This is a genomic window from Mesorhizobium sp. W067 (genome assembly GCF_054719525.1).
In genome coordinates this window covers 4,154,665-4,175,302 of sequence record NZ_JBTTII010000001.1, presented here as the reverse complement: position 1 = coordinate 4,175,302, position 20,638 = coordinate 4,154,665, and the positions used below count along the sequence as shown (strand labels likewise).

Annotated in this window: 19 protein-coding genes; 11 read left to right on the top strand and 8 right to left on the bottom strand. The window is 63.3% G+C overall.

What is annotated here, in order from left to right; genetic code table 11:
- Nucleotides 1-36 precede the first annotated feature (36 nt).
- Complete coding sequence (locus tag ACYG97_RS20295) at nucleotides 37-1,611, bottom strand: HWE histidine kinase domain-containing protein (RefSeq protein ID WP_081731358.1); 1,575 nt, start codon at nucleotides 1,609-1,611, stop codon at nucleotides 37-39.
- 112 nt (nucleotides 1,612-1,723) lie between these two features.
- On the opposite strand from ACYG97_RS20295, the gene ACYG97_RS20290 reads away from it, so the two are divergent.
- Nucleotides 1,724-1,951, top strand: a complete 228-nt coding sequence (locus ACYG97_RS20290; protein WP_023693688.1) for a hypothetical protein — start codon at nucleotides 1,724-1,726, stop codon at nucleotides 1,949-1,951.
- Nucleotides 1,952-1,977: 26 nt separating this feature from the next.
- On the opposite strand, the gene ACYG97_RS20285 is transcribed toward ACYG97_RS20290, so the two are convergent.
- Nucleotides 1,978-2,898, bottom strand: a complete 921-nt coding sequence (locus tag ACYG97_RS20285; RefSeq protein WP_023734638.1) for a diacylglycerol/lipid kinase family protein — start codon at nucleotides 2,896-2,898, stop codon at nucleotides 1,978-1,980.
- A 257-nt stretch (nucleotides 2,899-3,155) separates the two neighbouring features.
- Between ACYG97_RS20285 and ACYG97_RS20280 the strand changes: the two genes are divergently transcribed.
- Nucleotides 3,156-4,460 (top strand): PRC-barrel domain-containing protein, encoded by a 1,305-nt coding sequence (locus ACYG97_RS20280; RefSeq protein ID WP_023708587.1) that lies wholly within the window; start codon nucleotides 3,156-3,158, stop codon nucleotides 4,458-4,460.
- A 44-nt stretch (nucleotides 4,461-4,504) separates the two neighbouring features.
- Here the strand turns inward: ACYG97_RS20280 and ACYG97_RS20275 are convergent, their stop codons facing one another.
- Nucleotides 4,505-6,079 (bottom strand): alkaline phosphatase family protein, encoded by a 1,575-nt coding sequence (locus tag ACYG97_RS20275; RefSeq protein WP_023734637.1) that lies wholly within the window; start codon nucleotides 6,077-6,079, stop codon nucleotides 4,505-4,507.
- 217 nt (nucleotides 6,080-6,296) lie between these two features.
- On the opposite strand from ACYG97_RS20275, the gene ACYG97_RS20270 reads away from it, so the two are divergent.
- The 4 genes from ACYG97_RS20270 to ACYG97_RS20255 all read left to right on the top strand — a co-directional run bounded on the left by ACYG97_RS20270 (nucleotide 6,297) and on the right by ACYG97_RS20255 (nucleotide 9,466).
- On the top strand, nucleotides 6,297-7,229 hold the full coding sequence (locus ACYG97_RS20270) for a VOC family protein (protein WP_023670085.1): 933 nt from the start codon (nucleotides 6,297-6,299) through the stop codon (nucleotides 7,227-7,229).
- A 4-nt stretch (nucleotides 7,230-7,233) separates the two neighbouring features.
- Nucleotides 7,234-7,866, top strand: coding sequence for an alpha/beta hydrolase (locus tag ACYG97_RS20265; protein WP_023734636.1), 633 nt, complete (start codon nucleotides 7,234-7,236; stop codon nucleotides 7,864-7,866).
- Nucleotides 7,859-8,158, top strand: a complete 300-nt coding sequence (locus ACYG97_RS20260) for a GNAT family N-acetyltransferase (RefSeq protein ID WP_023683956.1) — start codon at nucleotides 7,859-7,861, stop codon at nucleotides 8,156-8,158. Before ACYG97_RS20265 ends, ACYG97_RS20260 begins: the two co-directional genes overlap by 8 nt.
- A 249-nt stretch (nucleotides 8,159-8,407) precedes the next feature.
- On the top strand, nucleotides 8,408-9,466 hold the full coding sequence (locus ACYG97_RS20255; RefSeq protein WP_023715013.1) for a dipeptidase: 1,059 nt from the start codon (nucleotides 8,408-8,410) through the stop codon (nucleotides 9,464-9,466).
- Between the two features lie 3 nt (nucleotides 9,467-9,469).
- Here the strand turns inward: ACYG97_RS20255 and ACYG97_RS20250 are convergent, their stop codons facing one another.
- The 4 genes from ACYG97_RS20250 to ACYG97_RS20235 are packed head-to-tail and all read right to left on the bottom strand — an operon-like array spanning nucleotide 9,470 to nucleotide 14,167.
- The gene (locus ACYG97_RS20250) at nucleotides 9,470-9,715 is read right to left on the bottom strand and encodes a hypothetical protein (RefSeq protein ID WP_023670081.1); all 246 of its coding nucleotides are present in this window, start codon (nucleotides 9,713-9,715) and stop codon (nucleotides 9,470-9,472) included.
- Nucleotides 9,716-9,717: 2 nt separating this feature from the next.
- Complete coding sequence (locus ACYG97_RS20245) at nucleotides 9,718-10,944, bottom strand: aminomethyltransferase family protein (protein WP_023734635.1); 1,227 nt, start codon at nucleotides 10,942-10,944, stop codon at nucleotides 9,718-9,720.
- Nucleotides 10,945-10,995: 51 nt separating this feature from the next.
- A complete protein-coding gene (locus ACYG97_RS20240; protein WP_023734634.1) occupies nucleotides 10,996-12,561 on the bottom strand; it encodes a phytoene desaturase family protein in 1,566 nt (521 codons plus the stop codon).
- Nucleotides 12,548-14,167, bottom strand: a complete 1,620-nt coding sequence (locus ACYG97_RS20235) for a phytoene desaturase family protein (protein ID WP_023711679.1) — start codon at nucleotides 14,165-14,167, stop codon at nucleotides 12,548-12,550. The genes ACYG97_RS20240 and ACYG97_RS20235 overlap by 14 nt, the downstream gene beginning before the upstream one ends.
- A gap of 202 nt (nucleotides 14,168-14,369) precedes the next feature.
- Between ACYG97_RS20235 and ACYG97_RS20230 the strand changes: the two genes are divergently transcribed.
- The 5 genes from ACYG97_RS20230 (at nucleotide 14,370) to ACYG97_RS20210 (ending at nucleotide 19,481) form a co-directional block, all read left to right on the top strand.
- On the top strand, nucleotides 14,370-15,170 hold the full coding sequence (locus tag ACYG97_RS20230) for a class I SAM-dependent methyltransferase (protein ID WP_023734633.1): 801 nt from the start codon (nucleotides 14,370-14,372) through the stop codon (nucleotides 15,168-15,170).
- A 27-nt stretch (nucleotides 15,171-15,197) separates the two neighbouring features.
- Complete coding sequence (gene betI / locus ACYG97_RS20225) at nucleotides 15,198-15,860, top strand: transcriptional regulator BetI (protein ID WP_023711681.1); 663 nt, start codon at nucleotides 15,198-15,200, stop codon at nucleotides 15,858-15,860.
- 53 nt (nucleotides 15,861-15,913) lie between these two features.
- On the top strand, nucleotides 15,914-16,996 hold the full coding sequence (locus ACYG97_RS20220; RefSeq protein ID WP_023734632.1) for an ABC transporter substrate-binding protein: 1,083 nt from the start codon (nucleotides 15,914-15,916) through the stop codon (nucleotides 16,994-16,996).
- 116 nt (nucleotides 16,997-17,112) lie between these two features.
- Entirely contained in the window at nucleotides 17,113-18,189 is a 1,077-nt protein-coding gene (locus ACYG97_RS20215; RefSeq protein ID WP_023734631.1) for an extracellular solute-binding protein, read from the top strand.
- Nucleotides 18,186-19,481 (top strand): flavin monoamine oxidase family protein, encoded by a 1,296-nt coding sequence (locus ACYG97_RS20210; protein ID WP_023734630.1) that lies wholly within the window; start codon nucleotides 18,186-18,188, stop codon nucleotides 19,479-19,481. Before ACYG97_RS20215 ends, ACYG97_RS20210 begins: the two co-directional genes overlap by 4 nt.
- 40 nt (nucleotides 19,482-19,521) lie before the next feature.
- Here ACYG97_RS20210 and ACYG97_RS20205 read toward each other — a convergent pair whose 3' ends face one another.
- Nucleotides 19,522-20,595, bottom strand: coding sequence for an ABC transporter ATP-binding protein (locus tag ACYG97_RS20205; protein ID WP_023715003.1), 1,074 nt, complete (start codon nucleotides 20,593-20,595; stop codon nucleotides 19,522-19,524).
- Nucleotides 20,596-20,638: the final 43 nt, after the last annotated feature.

The following is a 20,638-nucleotide window of genomic DNA, read 5'->3' as shown; positions in this document are numbered from 1 at the left end:
TTCCCGGGAAAACCGCTTCGCACTTCTGAAATTGCTTTAAGCCGGCAGATCTTCAAGCGGCATCGATATTTCGGCGAACACGCCTTCGGCGCGGAATTCGTGGGTCACTTCGCTCGACAAAACCTTGGCGAGGCTGCGGCGGATCAGGATAGAGCCGAAGCCCTGGCGTTCCGGCGGGTCGACTTTCGGCCCACCGCTTTCGCTCCAGGTCAGCACAAGGCGGCGCGCGCCTTTCTTGCCCGCCGCCTTCCAGTCGACATCGACCTTCCCCGAGCCAACCGACAGCGATCCGTATTGCAGCGCGTTGCTGGCCAGTTCGTGCATGATCAAACCGAGCCCCACCGCCTGGTCGGGCGAAAGCAGCAGATCCGGACCGGAGATCACGATGCGCGGCCGTTCTGCCGAATCGAACGGCTTGACCTCGATCTGCATCAGTTCGCGAATACCGATGCCGCGCCATTCGCGATCCGACAGCAGGTTATGGGCAGCGCCCAGCGCCTGCAGCCTGGCGCCGAAGGCTTCCAGGAATTCGCTTGGGCGGCGAGCGTGGCGAACGGTCTGCGTCGCCAGCGCCTGCACCGTCGCCAGCGTGTTCTTGACCCGATGGTTGAGCTCGCGCAGCAGCAGCCTTTGCCGGTCCTCGCCGAGCTTGCGTTCCGAGATGTCGTAGTTGACGCCAAAGATCAGCGTCGGCTTGCCTTCGCCGTCGCGCTCGATGACGCGGCCGCGGGTGACTATCCAGCGCGGCGGATCGAAGCCTTTGACCCGGTATTCGCCGAAATAGTCGTCGCTGCCGGTCAGGGCATCGCGAAAGCGCGTCTCGGTCTGGTAGACGTCGCGCGGGTCGATGGCGGCCAGAATGTCGCGCGCCCGCAGCCGGTTCGAACGCGGCAGGTTGAACAGCTCCGACAAACGCACGTCGCATTCGATCATGTCGGTGCGGATATCCCAGGCCCAACTGGCGAGCGAGGCGGCATCGAGCGCTATGGCTCGGCGCTTTTCCTCCTGCGCCAAAGCAGCCGTGGCAATGGCGCCGCTGCGGGTGGCGTCCTTGAGGGTAAACAGGCTGGCGGCGAGGCTGGCCAGCGATTTCAAATGATCGAGCGCGGCAGCGGACGGAAATTCATGCGGCTCCCGGTCGAGTACGCACACCGTACCGACGCGCGCGCCGGCGACCACCATCGGCGCGCCGACATAAAAGCGGACATGGTGTTCGCCGGTGACCAGCGGGTTGCGGGAGAAGCGAGGGTCGATGCTGGCATCCGGCACCACCATGGGCTCGTCGCCGGCGGCAATGGTATGGGCGCAGAACGATATGTCGGTCGCGGTTTCGGTCTCGTTGAAGCCGACACAGGATTTGAACCACTGTCGTTCGGTGTCGAGCAGCGTGACGAGCGCGATCGGCGCCTGCATCACGGCTGCGGCAAGGCCGGTGATGCGATCGAAGTCGGGATCGGAGTCGGTGTCGATCGCGTCAAGCCTATGCAGTACGGCAACCCGCTCCGGCGCCGCCACGGCGCGGCGGACCTCAACCGGCAAACCAGCCTGCTTCGCCACCTTGCTATCCACCAAGCCCCCTCGCTTGCAGGCCCCACCTGCGGTGGCGCGCATCTCGCGCGGCCGTCGCGCGCCGGAACTTTTGTAGCAAGCAATCGTTACCCCACCATGTTTCGCCGGCGATGGTTTTATCCACCATCCCGGTTGCGCGATAGGAACGCCGCCGATGACCAAGATCGCCCCTGAAAACAAAGCCCGTCAGGGGCGCTGGGGTTGGCACGGCCTGCGCATATTGGTCGCCGCGTTGCTCCTGGCTTTCATTGCTTGGGGAGCGGCCGAGATTTATGGCCAAAAGATCGATCCAGATACCCCTGAAAGCCAGGGGCAGCCCACCGGCCAGACCGCGCCGGCCGACCAGAGCGCGCCAGCCGGCGAGGGGCAGTCGGGCGGCTAGGGTTTTCCGCGTCATTCGTAATCGCATCAGGCGGCCTTCGCCTGGGCGGCTTGCGCCGGAACCAGGACGTTCAGTGCGCCAGGGTGGATCTGGATTGTCGTTTCACGCTCCAGCTTGACCAGTTCGCCGTCGATGACGGCACCGAATTTCTTGCTCCCTGTATGGATTTTCACGATTGCCTTGTCGGCCTGATGAGTTTCGACATGATCGCTGTCGCGCCACCTGCCTCGAGCCATGTCGAAGAGCGCCCTGACCAGTTCGCCACGCTGCCGCGCCACGGTTACATAGATGCCGAGCACGCCGCCGGCAGGATTGTCGGCATAAGGCAGATGGCCTTCGCCAAACAGATTGTTGGAAATGCCGATGCCGCTGATGCGGGTCACGATTTCGGCTTCGCCGACCTTCAATGTCACCTTCATGGCGGGAGGATTGTTGATCGTCGTCCAAGCGGCCTTGGCCGAGGCGCGAATCTTTCCCAGGCGCGAGGCGAATTCCATATTGTCGCGCAGCTTCACCATCCTGGCGTGCAGGCCGATCGAGAACTGATGCACGAACGGCCGGCCATTCGCGCTCGCGATATCGACCGCCATGATCTCGCCGTCGGCAAAGGACTTCAGCGCGCCATCGATGGTCTGCGGAATTCCAAGGCCGCGGGCGAACAGGTTCATGGTTCCCGCAGGCAGGACGGCCAGCGCCTTCTTGCCATTCATCAGCCGCCCCGCGGCGGCCGAAATGGTGCCGTCGCCGCCACCGGCCAGCACGACGTCGATGTCGCGCCGCGCGGCGACCTTGTCGAGCGCCGCGACAATCTCCTTGCCGGCGACGATGTCGATCTCGATGGAGTGACCAGCCGCCTCGAGCGTCTGGCGCATCCGGTCGGTTAGCGCGGAAAGATCGGTGGTCCGCAAGGTGCCGCCGTCCCGGTTCAGCACCGCTGCAAATCGCATGCCCCACTCCGTATTCTTTTTAGCGGCCGGAATGCCAGCCGCAGGCTGAAACGGGCAAGCTTGGCAATGGTTCCATCGGCCGGGCGGAATGTCGGGCGATTTCACGGACTTGCCCGGGATATTTCGATGCTCCCGTTTTTTCGGAACAAGCGCCTTGTCACAACGTTGTGATCCCATTGGAGGCGCCGCCTTCGGTCTCCCGGCAAGTGGTTTGCCGATTGCGGCGCGCACGAGATCACGCAAGAGGAGACTTAATCATGATCCGCACACTGTTCGCGACGACCGCACTGGCAACGCTGATCGCTACCGGTGCGTTTGCGCAGTCAACGACGGCCCCGGCGACGACCCCAGCGCCGGCTGAAGCCCCTGCTACCATCGCGCCGGCGCCGCAACAGGCCGACGGCGCGCTGATGACCAATATCATCGGCGAGTCCGTGTACAATGGCACCGGCGACGATGCGCAGAAGATCGGTGACGTCAGCGACGTCGTCCTCGATGAAAACGGCCAGGCGAAATCCGCCATTATCGGCGTTGGCGGCTTCCTCGGCATAGGCAGCAAGAACGTCGCCTTCGACTACGGCAAGTTGCAATGGGTCGAGAGGAATGGTGACCGCTGGCTCGTCGCCGAGACGACGAAAGAAGCGTTGACGGCGCTGCCCGACTTCGACCGTAAGCCCTACGATCCGGCCTCGGCGCCTGCTTCCACGGCGCAGAACGACCCGCAGAAGCCGGTTGATCTCAACGCCGCGCCGTCAGAACCGGCGGTGAAACGCGCTGACGGCAATCTCGCAACCAACATCATCGGCGAGAATGTCTACAATGGCACTGGCGACGATGCCCAGAATATCGGCGACGTCAACGACATCGTGCTGACCAAGGATGGCAAGGCGCAGTCGCTGGTGATCGGCGTCGGCGGCTTCCTCGGCATGGGTGAAAAGAACGTCACCTATGATTTCGCCAAGGCGCGGTGGGCCGAAAAGAACGGCGATCGCTGGCTGGTGGCGCAGACGACCAAGGAGGAACTGCAGGCGCAGCCTGATTTCGACCGCAAGCCCTATGATCCGGCGCCCGTGACGACAACCTCCGACGCGACGCAGCCGACTGCTCCGGCTGCCCCGACGGCCGTTGCACCGGCTGACAATGCTCAGCCAGCGGACAAGACCGCGGAAGCTCCGGCCGGGACAAAAGCCACCGATCCGACGCAAACGGCAGCGATCGACAAGTCCACATTGACCGAAATGCCGGTCGGTAACATCAGAGGCGACGACCTGAAGGGCACCACCGTCTATGGCGCCAACGACGCCAAGGTCGGCGAGATCGGCGACGTCGTGCTCACGCCCGACAGCAAGCCGGATGCCGTCATCATCGATGTCGGCGGCTTTCTAGGCATCGGCGCCAAGGAGGTCGCGGTCGGCATGGACAAGCTCAAATTCATGACCGACAAGGACGGCAACAAATATCTCTACACCAACTTCACCAAGGAGCAGCTGCAGGCGCAGGCCGCCTATGACAAGGGCAGCTATGCTGAGAAGCGCGACCAGCAGCGGATGATGGTACAGTAAGGGAATAGGCAGTAGGGATTAGGCGTAGGCGAAAAACCAAGCGACTAGGCATCAGGCCGCCGGAAACATTCTGCTGCCTGCTGCCTGCTGCCTACCACCCCCTGGCCCGTCAGCTCTGCAAGCGCCAGCGACTGGTCGAGATGCTCGGCGCGCCAGGCAAGCAGCCGCTCGGCAAATTCAAGCCGCACGCTGAGATAGGCCGGGTCGGCGGCAACGTTGGCCAGTTCGCCCGGATCCTTCTCCATGTCGAAGAGCAGCGGCGGCAGGCCGCCGCCGAAATGCACGTATTTGAATTTTTCCGTACGGATGACGGCGAGGTTGCACTGACGCGAGCCGATGCCGAAATGCCGTTCGGCCTCACCGCTGGCAATCGAGCGGAAGTCGAACTCCCAATGCGCCGCGTCGCGCCAATCCTTAGGCGGTTCATCTTGCAGGAACGGTTTTAGCGAGCGGCCGTCGAGATGCAGCTGGGCGTCGGCGTCAAGCAGATCGAGCAAAGTCGGAAAGATGTCGACTGCCTCGGTGAAGTGGTTGACGATCGAGCCGGCTGCATTGCCGCGTCGTGGGTCGCGCACGATCAATGGGATGTGATAGCTGCCGTCGAAGAAGCCGCCTTTGCCCAGCATGAAATGGTCGCCCATCATCTCCGCGTGATCCGAAGTCAGCACGATGATGGTGTCATCCCATGCATTCGCCTTCTTGACCGCTTGCCAGATGCGGCCAAGCTGCGCGTCGACCTCCGAGATCATGCCGTAATAGATCGCGCGGATGGCCCGGATGTTGTCCTCGCCCCAGTCGCGCACGTGGCCGTCGGTGCCGGGGCGGAAGCTTCTCCGCTTCTGGCGACCAAGGTCGTAAGCCAGATAGGGATGCCTTTGCGCCTCCGCCTGCCAAGTCTCGGCACGGCAGAAGGGCGGTCCGTCCGCCGGATCATACAGCGTGTTGTAGGGCTGCGGCACGACAAAGGGCGGATGCGGGCTGATGAAGGAGACATGCGCGAACCATGGCGCATCCTGTTCGTCCAGCCAGCGAATGAATTCGCCGGCAAGAAAAGCGGTCGGCGTCTCGTCCCTGGAATAGACAGGCGGCGCGTTGGTCACGGCGTCGCCCGCTTCCCCGCCCACGGGACGGTGAATGCCGGGAGAGCCCGCGCTGGTGTCGACGCCAGGTGCCTTCAGCCATGACAGCCATGGCTTCTGATGCTCAGGCAGGAACTGGCGCACGCTGAAGCCGGGCAGCACGCCCTCATAGCTTTTCAGCCGGGGATCGCCCGGCGCCATCGTGCGCGGATCGGGCGAGACGTCGGTGTAGCCGAACAAAGTCGGATCATAGCCGAGGGCGCGGGCCGAAAGCGCGATGTTGCCGTGGCGGGCGTCGAGCGGCGTGCCGTTGCGGCAAACGCGATTGTTCATCTGGTAGAGGCCGGTGTAGAGGCACGCACGGGCCGGCGAGCAGGGCGCCGCGCCGCCGTAATGCCGCTTGAAAAGGACGCCTTCGGCGGCGAGCGCATCGGCATTCGGCGTCTTCACCACGGGATGGCCGGCAGCCGACAGGCAATCGCCCCGCCATTGGTCGCAGGAGATCAATAGGATGTTTGGGCGTCTGCTTTTCGCGGCCAATGCTCTATCCTGTCACGTCGGGAAGACGTTCAATGAACCGGAATTTGGCTGCGGCGCAAGCCTGTCGGTCTTGCTTAAATGGTGAACGAAAATTTCCTGCTGTTCACTATTAGGATACAGTCCATTCTGAGTTTGCCGCCTTTGCCATTGCCGGGCGGCCCCTCATATAGGCGTGGACAGCGGCAAGGGCCGCAAACCGAAGGGAAGGAGCAAGACAATGCTCGACCAGATCAAGGGCCTGCATCACGTGACGTCGATGGCCGGCGATGCGCGCCAGAACAATGATTTCTTCACGCACAAGCTCGGCCTGCGCCGGGTCAAGAAGACCGTCAACTTCGACGCGCCAGATGTCTATCACCTCTATTATGGCGACGAGCACGGTACGCCCGGCTCGGTGATGACCTATTTTCCGTTCCCCGACATTGCCAGGGGCCGCCACGGCGTCGGCGAGGTCGGTACCACGGCCTATTCGGTGCCGGCCGGCACGCTCGGCTATTGGGAAAAGCGCTTCGCCGATGAAGGCGTTGCGGGTGTCTCCCGCGAAGAGACGTTCGGCGAGAAGCGGCTGGCCTTCGCCGGTCCCGACGGCGACGGTTTCGCGCTGGTCGAAGACAAAGCGGACAGCCGCGCGCCATGGTTGAAAGGCGGCATTCCCGCTGATGAGGCGATACGCGGCTTCCACTCGGTCTCGCTCAGATTGAAGGATGGCGGCGCCACGGAAGAGCTGTTGAAGTTCATGGGCTATGAGCAAGTGGACAAGTCCGGCAGTGTCAGCCGGCTCGCCATCAAGAACGGCAACGGCGCTGATGTCGTCGATATCGAATCGCTGCCTACCGCGGGCTTTGCCAATCTCGGCGCCGGCTCGGTCCACCATGTCGCCTTCGCGGTGGAGAACCGCGCCCAGCAACTCGAAGTGCGCAAGGCGCTGATCGATACGGGTTATGGCGTAACGCCGGTGATCGACCGCGACTATTTCTGGGCGATCTACTTCCGAACGCCGGGCGGCGTGCTGTTCGAAGTCGCTACCAATGAGCCGGGCTTCGACCGCGACGAGGACACCGCCCATCTCGGCGAAGCCCTGAAACTGCCGACGCAGCACCAGCATCTGCGGCCCTATCTTGAAGAGCATCTGCAGAAGCTGGAAGGCTGAGACGATGAGCAAGGAAGCTTACATCCATAAGGCGCTGCCGGGTTCGCCCGGCGGCCCGCTGCTCTTCGTCTTTCACGGCACCGGCGCGGACGAGAGCCAGCTGCTGTCGCTCGGGCGCGACCTCGCGCCACAGGCGACGATCGTATCGCCGCGCGGCGATGTTTCCGAGCATGGTGCGGCGCGTTTCTTCCGCCGCACCGGCGAGGGCGTCTACGATATGGACGACCTCGCGCGGGCGACCGCCAAGATGGCCGGTTTCATCAAGGCGCAGGTGATAGCGGCAAGGCCATCTTCGGTCTTGGGTCTCGGCTATTCCAACGGCGCCAACATCCTGGCGTCCGTAATGTTCGCCGCGCCCGAGCTGTTCGATGCGGCGGTGCTGATGCACCCGCTGATCCCGTTCGAACCGCAGGTGCAGGGCAGCCTTGCCGGACGCCGCATCCTGGTCACCGCCGGCAAGCGCGACCCGATCTGCCCGCCCAACCTGACATCCCGGCTGGAGGCCTATTTGCGCGCCGATGGCGCCGATGTCACAGTGGAGTGGCACGATGGCGGCCACGAAATTCGACCAAACGAGATCGAAGCGGCGAGGCGGCTTTTTGCCGATGCGCCGGTTGAAGGAGCAAGCGATGCCTGACGAATTGCCTGAGATCGAACTCGAGGACCGCGGCTCGAAGGGACGTTATGTCCTGCGCGGGCCCGGTGGCGCCGAGGCGGAAATGACCTTCACCAAGGTCGGCGAGCACCAGATCATCATCGATCACACCGAAGTGCCGGACGTGTTTCGCGGCCAGGGCGCCGGCCTTCGGCTTGTCACACGCGCCGTCGAGGACGCGCGGGCAGTGGGCAAGAAGATCATCCCGCTCTGCCCCTTCGCCAACGCCCAGTTCCGCCGCCATCCGGAATGGGCGGATGTGCTGAAGCAATAGACCTTTTTCCCTTCTCCCCTTGTGGGGTGAGCAGCCGGTTCGCCGCAGGCGAATTCATCGTGCCGGTGGCATGATGAAAGGCCGGCGAACGCCGGGACGCTGCGAAGCAGCGGGGACCGGCAGGTGGTCGGAGTCGCTCAGCCACAAGAGCGAACGCCTCTCTGGCATTTGCGCAGTTCGGCCTTCTTGCCTAAGTACACAGTTCGCTGCGGTTCGTCCGCTCCTGCCAACTGACCGAATGGCTTCCTGATGACCGAATCCGATCTCGTCCCCGTCTTCGACGGCCACAACGACACGCTGCTGCGACTGTACCAGTCGAAAGACACCGACGTCGAAAAGCTGTTCATCGAGGGGACGCAGGGCGGTCATATAGATCTGCCGCGCGCCAAGAAGGGCGGCTTTGCCGGCGGCATGTTCGCGATCTTTCCACCGCCGGTCGAGAAGAGCAAACGCTCTGCGGTGCCGCCGGCGCCGAGCGACAATGAGCCATTGCCGCCGGAACTGCCACGCGCTGATGCGCTCAATTCCACCATCGGCATGGCCTCGATCCTGTTTCGGCTGGAGCGAGCGGGGGCGCTGACCGTCTGCCGCAGTGCCGGTGACATTCGCGAGGCGATGGCGAAAGGTTCGATCGCAGCGGTGTTCCACATCGAAGGCGTCGAGGCGATCGATCCCGAACTTACCTTGCTCGACGTGCTCTACGAAGCCGGCCTGCGCTCGCTCGGCATTGTCTGGAGCCGACCCAACGCCTTCGGCCATGGCGTCCCGTTCCGCTTTCCGTCGTCGCCCGATACCGGACCGGGGCTGACCGATGCCGGCAAGGCGCTGGTCAAGGCCTGCAATCAGCTCAAGATCATGGTCGACCTGTCACATCTCAACGAAAAGGGCTTTCGCGATGTCGCCGCGCTCAGCGATGCGCCGCTGGTCGCCACTCATTCCAACGTGCATGCGCTGTGCACCCATTCGCGCAACCTGACGGACTGGCAGCTCGGCGCTATCCGCGAGACCGGCGGCATGGTCGGGCTCAACTTCGCCACCGGCTTCCTGCGTGAAGACGGACGGATGAACTCGGACACCAGCCTCGACATCATGGTGCGCCATGTCGACTCGCTGCTGCAGGCGCTGGGCGAGGACGGCGTCGGTCTCGGCTCCGATTTCGACGGCGCCATGATCCCGGCGGTCATCGGCGACGTTGCCGGTCTGCCGAAGCTGATAGATGCGCTGGCCGCGCGCGGTTTCGGACGCGCGTTGATCGAGAAGATCGCCTATCGCAACTGGCTGAGCGTTCTCGAAAGAACCATAGGCTGAGGCTTAAGCGCCCATGCGCTTCAGCCAATCCTGGCCGCCGCGATCCCTGATCATCGGCAGCGGGTTCTCCCAGTCCAGCCGCGCGCAGATGCGGTAGACTTCGAGCGTCTCGGCGCTCATTTCGCCGCGCTTGTAGAAGTACATGGCGGCGGCATAGCGGGCGCGACCCGACCATTTTTCGCCGAGCGGCGTGTTGACCAGCTGCCACTGTTCGGCGGCTTCCGCCTCATCATCCGGTTCGTTGGCCATGATCAGAAATCCGCCGGCGGATTGGCGGTGCGGCGGTCGAGCTTGATGAAGGGACGGGCCACCACCTTGGCCCGCTTCATCAGCTTCTGGTACTGCAACTCGCGCATTGCGTAGATCTCGACCCAGAGGTCTTCGACCATCCTATCACCATAGGGACGCGTCAGCGAGGCGATGGCGTTATTGCGCTTGGCCATCGGCGACCACATGGCGGCGCTGACCAGCCCGACCTCCTGATGCTTCTTGTGATAGACGATGGCGTGTTCGGCCGGGATGTTGCCTTCGATCTCCAGCCCGACCAGCACATGGCGCAGCTTGCGTTTGGCGCGCGCTTCGAGCATGGCGCGGCGGCCATTGAAATGGCCTTTTCCCAAATCGACCATAAAGCCGAGACCGATCTCGTCCGGCATGCGCAGACGGTCGGCGCGAATGGCATGCTCGGCGGTGGTGAAGTCGGCATTGGCGACGATGAGGCCGGCTTCCAGCCGGGCGCGGTTGAGGGCGGCGTAGCCGATGGCGCGGATGCCGCGCAGTTCGCCTGCCGTCATCAGGCGGTCCCAGAGGCTGAGCGCTTTTTCGGCCGGCACGAACAGTTCGTAGCCGAGATCGCCGGTGAAGCCGGTGCGTGAGATGGTGACGGTGCTACCGTCATGCGGGAACTCGGCGAGATCGAACACTTTGAGTTTTTCAACGCCGGCAAAGCCGGCCTCGCGCAGCACGGCGAAGGAGGTTGGGCCTTGCAGAGCGAGACCAGCGACGCTTTCAGTCTCTTCTTCGACGGTCACTTCGAAACCGATGGCGCTGTCGAGCAGCCAGGGCAGGTGCCGCTCCTGCGAACACAGGCGGAAGCGGGTCGGCGACAGCCGGAACAGCGTGCCGTCATCGAGGACAAAACCTTCGTCGTCGCACCATGCGGTGTAGTGGACGCGGCCCGGTTTCAGCTTGGTGACATCGCGCAGCGTGACGCGATCGAGGAAGGCTTCGGCATCCGGCCCCTCGATGCGGTATTTGGTCATCGGCGAGATGTCGAACAAAGCCGCCTGGCTGCGGATGGCGAAATATTCGAGTTCCTCGTCCCACAGCGAACGCGGCGCGCGATAGCCGGCCCAATTGTACCAGTCCTGAGTTTTGGCCAGCGCATCGATGCGCGGCTGGAACGGCGTGCCGAGACGCAGTGTGCGGAAATGCGACTGCGCTGTGGTGCGGGCGGCGTTGTTGATCGGACTCGTCATGACGGCATTCCTTCGCCGTAAAGTGCGGCGTTGACTGGCTGAAACATCAGATCATCCCTTCATCGCGATGATGCGCCGCGCCGCATTCAAACCGGGAGCACCCGAAACGCCGCCGCCCGGATGCGAACCGGCGCCGGCCAGGAACAGCCCCTCGATCGGCGTGTCGTAGCCCGACCAGCCGGAGACGGGCCGCGACATCAACATCTGGTCGGCCTGCAATTCGCCGTGGTGCCAATGGCCGCCCGGCATGCGGCAATTGGCTTCGATATCGGCTGGCGTCAAAAGCTCGGCATGCAGCACGGACTTGCCGATACCGGGGGCGTACGCTTCGAGCTGCGCCATAACAGCCTTGAGGAATTTCGGCTTGCCGGCATCCCAACCCTCTTTCAGCGCATAAGGCGCGTATTGCACGATCGCCGACAGCACGTAGGCGCCGCTTGGCGCGAGCGACGGGTCGGAGAGCGACGGCAGTGTGATCTCCATCACCGGTTCGGCTGAGAACTCGCCATATTTTGACGGGTTGAAGGCGCGCTCGACATGGTCGGCCGAGGGCGCGATGACCAGACGGCCCTTGTGGCTGGCGGCGTCGACGCCGGCGAAGTGCGGCGGCCGGTCGAGCGCCAGATGGAGCTTGGCCGCATCGCCCTTCATGCGAATGTTCTTCACCTTGCGCACGAAGCCGGTGCCGATCTCGCGTGACCCGACCAGGCCGAGCATGGTGGTCGCCGGGTTGATGGCGGAGATGATGGTTCTGGCTTGCAGCACCTCGCCGCTGTCCAGGGTCACGCCGACGGCGCGGCCTTTCTCGACGACTATCCTGGCCACGGGCGCTGCCGTGCGGATGGTGACGCCGGCTTGCTCCGCCGCCGCGCGGATCGCGGCGACGACCGCACCCATGCCACCTTTCGGCAGCATCTGTGCCCCTGCCGCACCGCCGGTCTCGCCGGCCAGCCGATAGTAGAGGCCGAGCAGGGAGGTCGGCGAACGCGGGCCGAGATGGCTACCAAGCGTGGCGTCGAAGGCAAGCAGGCCCTTCAGCCTGATATCGGCAAGCTGCTCGTCGAGCAGGTCGGCGACGTTCATCAGGAGAACGCGCAGGAAGTCGCGCATGTCTTCCTTGCCGAGCTTTTTCAGCGCCACGACCGTCTGGCCGAGCGCTGCGGTTTCAAGCAGCGACATGCCACCGAGATCGGGCGGGCGCCGCGACAGGAACGGTTTCAGGATGCCGGCATAGCGCATGAGTTGGGCGCGCAATTCCTTCCAGGCGGACTGCTCGGACGGAGTGGAGCCGGTCAGCACTTCGCCATAGGCGCCATGCAGGACAAGCGGCGGGCCGTCCTTCGCCAAGGCGACCGACGGCATGAAGTCTGTACGGGTGACCTGCACCCCGTGTTTCTCCAGCTCCAATGTCTTCACCACGTCGGGGTGCAGGCGGTTCAGCACATGCGCGATCGAGGAGACCCGAAAACCCGGCGCAAACTCTTCGGTGCGCGCCGCGCCGCCGACATCGCCAGCGGCTTCCAGCACCAGCACCTTGCGGCCGGCCTTGGCCAGCGTGGCGGCAGCGACAAGGCCGTTGTGGCCACCGCCAATGATAATGGCATCAAATGACGTCATGGGCCGGGCTCATATGGGAGGTCGATTTGGCGAGGTCGCGCAGGATCTCGGCTGCCGCATTGCGGCCGGGTGCGCCCATGACGCCGCCGCCGGGATGTGTCGAGGAGCCGCACATATAGAGCCCGCCGACCGGCGAGCGGTATTGTGCGTAGCCCGGCACCGGCCGGTTGAACAGCAGCTGGTCGAAGGTCAGCTCGCCCTGGAAAATATTGCCTTCGGTCAGCCCAACCTCGGCCTCGATCTCGCGTGGCGTGCGCACCTCCATATGGACGATGCGGTCGCGGAAGCCTGGCGAGTATTCCGCGATCTGCGCAACCACGCTTTCAGCGAAACCGTCGCGGTCGGCATCGGTCCAGTCCTGGCCATTCACCTTGGGCGGCGCGTACTGCACGAAGCAGCTCATAAAATGCTTGCCCGGCGGCGCCATGGTCGGGTCGAGCGTCGTTGGGATGACCATGTCGAGGAATGGGTCGGCCGACCAGCGACCGGCCTTCCAGTCGTCATAGGCGCGCTCCATGCGCTCCATGGAATCGGTGAAATGCATGTCGCCGCGATAAACGGGTGAATCCTTCGGCAGTGCCGGGAATTCCGGCAGAGAATCCAACGCGATGTTGACCTTGCCGGAGGAGCCGCGGATCTTGAAGTTCCTGACCCGCCGCAGGAAAATGTCGGGCAGTTCCTTCTCCTCGACCAGTTTCAGGAATGTGCGTTTGACGTCGGCGTTGGAGACGACGAGCTTGCCGTAAATCTCCTCGCCGCCAGCCAGCACCACGCCCTTGGCCTTGCCTCGGCTCACCAGCACATGGTCGACCTCGGCGCCGGTACGGATGGTGCCGCCGGACGCCTTGAAGGAAGCGGCGAGCGCCTTGGTGACGGCGCCCATGCCGCCGCGCGCATAGCCCCAGGCGCCGACCGAGCCGTCGACCTCACCCATATAATGGTGCAGCAGCACGTAGGCTGTGCCGGGCGACATCGGCCCGAGCGCGGTACCGATGATGCCGGACAAAGCGAAGTTCGCCTTGATGACATCGGTCTCAAAATATTCGTCGAGGAATTCCGAGATCGACATGGTCCAGAAGCGCAGCGTCAGCGCCATTTCTTCTGATGACAGGCCGGCGAATTTCTTGCCGAGATAGAGAAGCTCTCCGAGGTCACGCGGCTTGAGACTGGTCGGGTCCGGTGCGGTGCGCATCAGCAGCGGCTGGATGAAGCGGCACTGCCGCGTCACGTCGCGCGAATAACGGTCATAGGCCTCGGCGTCGCGCCTGGAGAAGCGGGCAAATTCGCGCCGGTGCGCATCGTGATCGCGGTAGTTGGCGAGGTAGTCGCCATCGCGCGTGAACACGGCGCCGCCCTCATAGGAAATCACCTGCAAGCCGAAGCGCGGCAGTTCGAGGTCGCGCATGATTTCGGGGCGAAACAGCGAGCAGACATAGGAGCAGTTGGAGTAGAGGAAGCCCGGCGTCAGCTCGCGGCTGGTAGCGGCGCCGCCGACCCAGTCGTTCTTTTCCACCACCAGCACGTCGAGCCCGGCGCGTTGCAAATAGCTGGCGTTGACCAGGCCGTTGTGTCCGCCGCCGATGACGATCGCATCCCAAGCTTTCATTCGCGCCCAGCCTTCATGGTGCTCGACCCTTCATTTTTCGCGTGATTTGTCGCCGAATGCGCGGAATTTGGCACGGCAGCGGCTATTCTGTCCAGCCGTTCTGAATGAATGTTCAACAAATGATATTGCGTTTTCCTGTTAATACGCTACGCTTTGCCGGCATTCGAACCTGCGCAATTCGGCTGATGGGACTTAAGGTCTGATGATCGAAACGGCAGATGGCGAGCCGGAATATGACGACGCCGCGATCCGCTTCCTCGAGGCGCTGTGGGGCGAGGGTTATCTGTCGCCGGGCGGACCAGACGAGGTCGACCGGGTGGTCGAAGGGCTGTCGCTCAGGGGCAAGACGATCCTCGACATCGGCTGCGGCTCCGGCGGCATCGCGCTGCATCTGGTCGAGCGCCACGGTGCCGCTCATGCCACCGGCTTCGACATCGAGCGGCCGGTGATCGAGGCGGCCAGAAAGCGGGCTGCTGTACGAGGGCTTTCAGACCGCGCCAGCTTCGTCCAGGCGCCGCCGGGGCCGCTGCCTTTTGCCGACGCTTCGTTCGATGTCGTCTTCTCCAAGGATGCGCTGGTGCACGTGTCCGACAAGGACGCGCTGTTTGCGGAAATCTTCCGCGTGCTGAAGCCGGGCGGCGTCCTCGCCGCATCCGACTGGCTGATCGGCCATGACGGCGAGCCGTCATCTGAGATGAAGGCCTATGTCGCGGCCGAAGGCCTGTCCTTCGCCATGGCCTCGTCGGCACGCTATGCGCAAGCGATGCGCAGCGCCGGCTTTGCCGATGTCGCCGTCAGAGACCGCAATTCTTGGTATCGCAAGGTCGCGCGCGGCGAGCTGGAAAGGCTGAAAGGCCCGCTCTACGAGACGGCGGCAGCCGCGGTCGGAGCGGCCTATATCGACAAGAACATCAAGACCTGGGAGGCCATGAAGAAGGTGCTTGACAGTGGCGAGCACCGTCCCACTCATCTTCGCGGGTGGAAGCCGGCTGTCGTGGGATAGCCGGCAATGTGGAGCATGACGGCACCGATGAAAGCTGCGCGCGAAGAGCGATCCTCCGACACGTCTGGAGAAACCGAACCGGAAAAACGCGGCCGCAAGGCGTCGAAGGAGGTCAGGCAACAGCAGCTGATCGAAGCGACCATCGATTCGCTGGCCAAGCGCGGCTACGCGGAGACGACGATGGCCGATGTCGCCGATGGCGCCGGCCTGTCGCGCGGCATCGTCAACTTTCATTTCGAGAGCAAAGAGAAGCTGCTGATCGCCACCCTGCAGTATATGTATGACGAGTATTCGGCACATTGGCGTGCTGCCCTGCGGAAAGCCGGTGATGACCCAGCCCGCCAATTGCAGATTCTGGTTTGGGCCGACTTCGACCGCTCGATCTGCAACAAGCGCAAGCTCGCCGCTTGGCTCGCTTTCTGGGGCGAGGCCAAGTCGCGGCCGGTCTATCAGGCGCTGAGCAGTTCCCGCGACGCATATTACCAGCAGGTCTTCATCGACCTCTGCGCGACGCTCAAGCAGAGCGGCGGCTATGCCTATGAGCCGCAGGTGATGGCGCTGGCGCTGTCAGCCATGTTGGAAGGCCTGTGGCTGCGGTTGATGATGGGAACCGAAGACACCACGCGCGAAACCGCGCTGCAAGCGGCCAACGCGTTCCTCGCAGCCGCCTTTCCCAAGCACTACGGATAACCAGAAGCCGGCCAGTCGAGTCGGCAATGCAATGACAAAGAGGATGGAACAGCATGAAAAGAATAACTCGACGCCTGACACTGACATTGGCGCTGACGGCGACGCTGGCTGGTTCGGCCGCGGCGATTGCGGTCGCCGCCGACAAGGACCTGATCGTGTTCGACTGGTCCGGCTATGAGGACCCGAGCTTCCACCCCAAATATGTCGAGAAGAACGGCGACTCGCCGACCTTCGCCTTCTTCGGCGACGAGGACGAAGCCTTCGAGAAAGTGCGCTCCGGTTTCAAGGCCGATCTCGGCCATCCCTGCTCGCAGAGCGTGACAAAGTGGCGCGAGGCGGGGCTGCTGCAGCCGCTCAACACCTCGAAAATCACCGGCTGGAAGGATCTCAATCCCGGCATCATGGCGATGAAGGATCTGGCCACCACTTCGGACGGCAAGGCCTGGTTCATGCCGTGGGACTGGGGCAACACCCAGCTCACCTACAACTCCGACAAGATCGACGCGAAGGATGTGCAGTCGCTGAAGGCCTTCGCCGATCCCAAGTTCAAGGGGCGGGTCTCAATCGGCGACAATGTCGACGACGCCTATGCGCTGGCCAGCCTTGCCATCGGGCTCAAGGACTGGACCAAGATGACGGACAACCAGTTCAAGCAGGCTTCCGACTTCCTGCGTCAGGTGCACAAAAATGTCCGCTCCTACTGGACCGATACCACCGACGTCGTCCAGTTGCTGAGCGGCGGCGAGGTCGATCTCGCCTGGGCATGGAACGATGCCACGGTACAATCCGTCGCTGCCGGTGTGCCGATCAAGTCCAAGAAGGATACGGACGAAGGCATCTCGACCTGGGTCTGCGGCTACGTGCTGTTCAAGGACGCACCCGGCAATGTCGACAAGGCCTATGACTACCTCAACGCGATCAACGATCCCGAGACCGCCAAGGTGCTGGTCAAGGACTGGGGTTATGGCCAGGCCAACGCCAAGGGCATGGCCGGCGTCGACCCGGCGATCCTGAAAGAAAAGGGCTATGACGACGTGCAGAAATTCGTCGACAAGACCCTGTTCCAATCGCCCGTGCCGTCGTCGCTCAAGCTCAAGATGATCGCCGAATTCGAGAAGATCAAGGCAGGCTACTAAAGCTCTGTCCGGCCTCCTCCGTCTGCCTGTCAGTGCGCCGGGCAGACGGTCTCGCCAAGGCCGCTGAAATTCCGTAACGTCGCCCGGCCGCTTTTCGCGATGAGGAGTTTCGCGCCATGAATTCCATGCTTCGCCGCCTCGCCCTTGCCGCTGCTCTTACAGTCGGCGCCGGCGCCGTGCTTGCTTATGCCGAAGGCGGCGGCGACCTCGTCGTGTTCGACTGGTCAGGCTATGAAGATCCGTTGCTGCACCCCGACTACACCGCCAAATACGGCGCCGAGCCGACCTTTGCTTTCTTCGGCGACGAGGAGGAAGCGTTCCAGAAGATGCGCGCCGGCTTCAAGGCCGACATCGCCCACCCCTGCTCGCAAAGCGTGACCAAGTGGCGCGCGGCCGGCATTCTGCAACCGCTCGACACCTCGCGGATCGCCGGCTGGAAGGATCTCAATCCCGGCATCATGGCGATGAAGGATCTCGCCGTCACCGCCGACGGCAAGGCCTGGTTCATGCCGTTCGACTGGGGCAACACTTCGCTGCTCTACCGCACCGACAAGGTCACCGCGGAGGAAGCGCAGTCGCTGAAGATTTTCGCCGATCCCAAATTCAAGGGCCGCGTCACCATCGGCGACAATGTCGATGACGCCTATGCGCTGGCCAGCCTGGTCATCGGCCTCAAGGACTGGACCAAGATGACCGACGCGCAGTTCCAGGAGGCGTCCGCCTTCCTGCGTGACGTCCACAAGAACGTCCGCTTTTACTGGACCGACGACACCGACCTCAACCAGGCCTTTACCGGCAATGAGGTCGACCTCGTCTGGGGCTGGAATGAGACCTTCGTGACGCTCAAGGGCCAAGGCATGCCGATCGCCATGAACCGCGACACCAGGGAAGGCATATCCACCTGGGTGTGCGGCTATGTGCTGATGAAGGATGCGCCGGGCAAGCTCGATCAGGCCTATGATTTCCTCAGTGCGGTCAACGCGCATGCCGTGTCCGATTACTTGGTCAAGACCTTCGGCTACGGCCACGGCAACAGCGCCGGGATGGCCGCGATCGACCATCAGGTGCTGAGCGACCGTGGCTTCGACAATCTCGACAAGTTCTTGGACAAGACGCTGTTCCAGCAGCCGGTGCCGCCTGAGCTCAAGCAGCGCATGGTCACGGAATTCGAGAAGATCAAGGCCGGCTATTGAGCGACAGGACTGAAAGAACCGATGTCGTCATCGTCGGCGCCGGTTTCACGGGCCTGTCGGCTGCGCTTGAGCTGAGAAAGGCCGGCATCGATGTCGTGCTGCTCGAAGCACGCGACCGCGTCGGCGGCAGGGTCGAGGCTATTCGCAACGGGCTTGGCGAGCGCATCGACAGCGGCGGCCAGTTTTTCTGCGAAGACATGCCGGAGGTGACGGCGCTGGCCGCGTCCCGTGGCAAGGCCTTCGTCGAAACCTATGTGAATGGCGATTTCATCACCCATCCATCGCTGTCGGTCGAAGAGGCCGAACGGACCTATCATGGCGCGATGGCAATCCGCGAGCGGATGAATGCGATCGAGCCGGACGATCCCTCGATCGCCGGCATGAGCGCTGCCGCCTGGCTCGAATGCCAGCATGATCCCACTGACGCCAAGACGGCTTTCCGCTCGATGATCGAAGGCCTGTGGTGCCTGGCGATGGACAAGGTGCCGCTGTGGTACCTCATCGACAATGACCGCCGCATCACCAACGAGGTGCCCGAGCTGCAATATTCGCTGCTCGAAACCATGCAGTCGCTGGCCGAGGACATGGCGGGAGATCTCGGCGATAGCGTTCGGCTGAACGAGCCGGTTACGCGCATCGAGCACGGGCCGCAAGGGGTTCGTGCCGTCTCGGCAGGCAGCGCCATCGAAGCGCGAAGAGTGCTGGTCGCGCTGCCGCCGGCGAGGGCCGCGAAGCTGGATTTCGCGCCCGCTCTGCCGCCAGCTCTCGCAAAGGCGCTCGGCGTCTGGAAAAGCGGTGCGGTGATCAAGATCCTGGTGCGCTATCCCACGCCGTTCTGGCGCAAGCGCGACCTGTGCGGCATGGTGATGTGGCGCGACCTGCCGGGCCTGTTCGCTTGTGACGCCAGCAAGGATGCGCAACATGCTGCGCTGGTCGTCTTCGTCGGCGGACCGCTGGCCTTGCATTGGCGTCCGCTCGCGGACGCGGCGTTGCGTGCGGAGGTCACGGCAAGGCTCGTTGATGCCCTTGGCCCGGAGGCGGCCGACATTGTCGATTTCAGCCAGCGCGACTGGATCGATGACCGCTGGAGCGGCGGCGCCTACAGCGACCTTATTGTCGATGTGACGGCACGGGATGCCGAGCGCACGATCCGTGCCGGCGCAGATCCTGTTCATTTCGCATCGTCGGAACTGTCGCCGTCATTCCCGGGCTATGTCGAAGGCGCCATCGTGATGGGGCGGATCGCAGCCAAACAGATCGCGACGGAACTTAAAATTCTTAGTGGAGCATGATCTTATTCCGAAAATCGGTTCCCACTTTTCGGGATCATGCTCAGTCCGCCATCGCCACCAGGGCCTCCGGATCGTAGCCGAGGCGGATCGAAGTGCCGACGGGGATATCGTCGGCGCCGAAGTCGTTGGTCTCGGTGACCGACAGTGGCTTTTCCAATCCGGGTATCTCGACGATGAGATGGGTGATCTCGCCAAAATAGTGGCGTTCGACCACCTTGCCAGCCACTTCGAATTTCGCCGTCGCATTGTCCCACAGCACGCGCAATCGCTCCGGCCTGATGCCCAGCGTGGCGCCGCCGCCATTGCGCACGAAAGCTTTCGGCTTGTCGGTCCGGACGCGGCCGAAGCCCAGCGTGTCGACGACCAGCGAGGCGGCATTCTCCTCGACGATCTCAGCTTTTACGAAATTCATGCCGCCGAGGAAGTCGGCGACCTGGCGGTTGACCGGCCGCTGGTAGATTTCCTTGGGCGAGGCGACCTGGGCGATCTTGCCGCCGAACATTACGGCGATGCGATCGGACATAGCGAGCGCCTCATACTGGTCATGGGTGACCAGCACGAAGGTGATGCCGACCGCCTGCTGCAGGCGGCGCAGTTCGACCTGCATCTGCTCGCGCAATTTCTTGTCGAGAGCCGACAGCGGCTCGTCGAGCAGCAGCACCTTGGGCCGCATCACCAAGGCGCGGGCGAGCGCCACGCGCTGGCGCTGGCCTCCGGAAAGCTCGGTGGCGAGGCGTTTGCCGAGGCCGGTGAGCGACACCTGCGCCAGCCCTTCCTCGACGCGGCGCTTTTCTTCCCTTCCTCCCAGCCTGAGCCGTTTCAGCCCATAGGCGACATTCTGCTCGACATTGAGATGCGGGAAGATGGCATAACTCTGGAATACCATGTTAGTCGGCCGGCGGTTGGCGGGGATGCCTTCCATCGACTGGCCGCCGACCGAGATCGAGCCGCTGGTCGGGTTGTCGAAACCGGCAATCATGCGCAGCAGCGTGGTCTTGCCGCAGCCGGAAGGGCCGAGCAGCGAAAAGAACTCGCCCTCCTTGATTGTCAGCGAGGCGTCGTCGAGCGCCTTGAACGCCCCATAGCTGCGGGTAACGCTGCGGATTTCGATCATTGCTCGGTCGGTTTGGGGTCGATCAGATTGGGCCCGCTCGGAC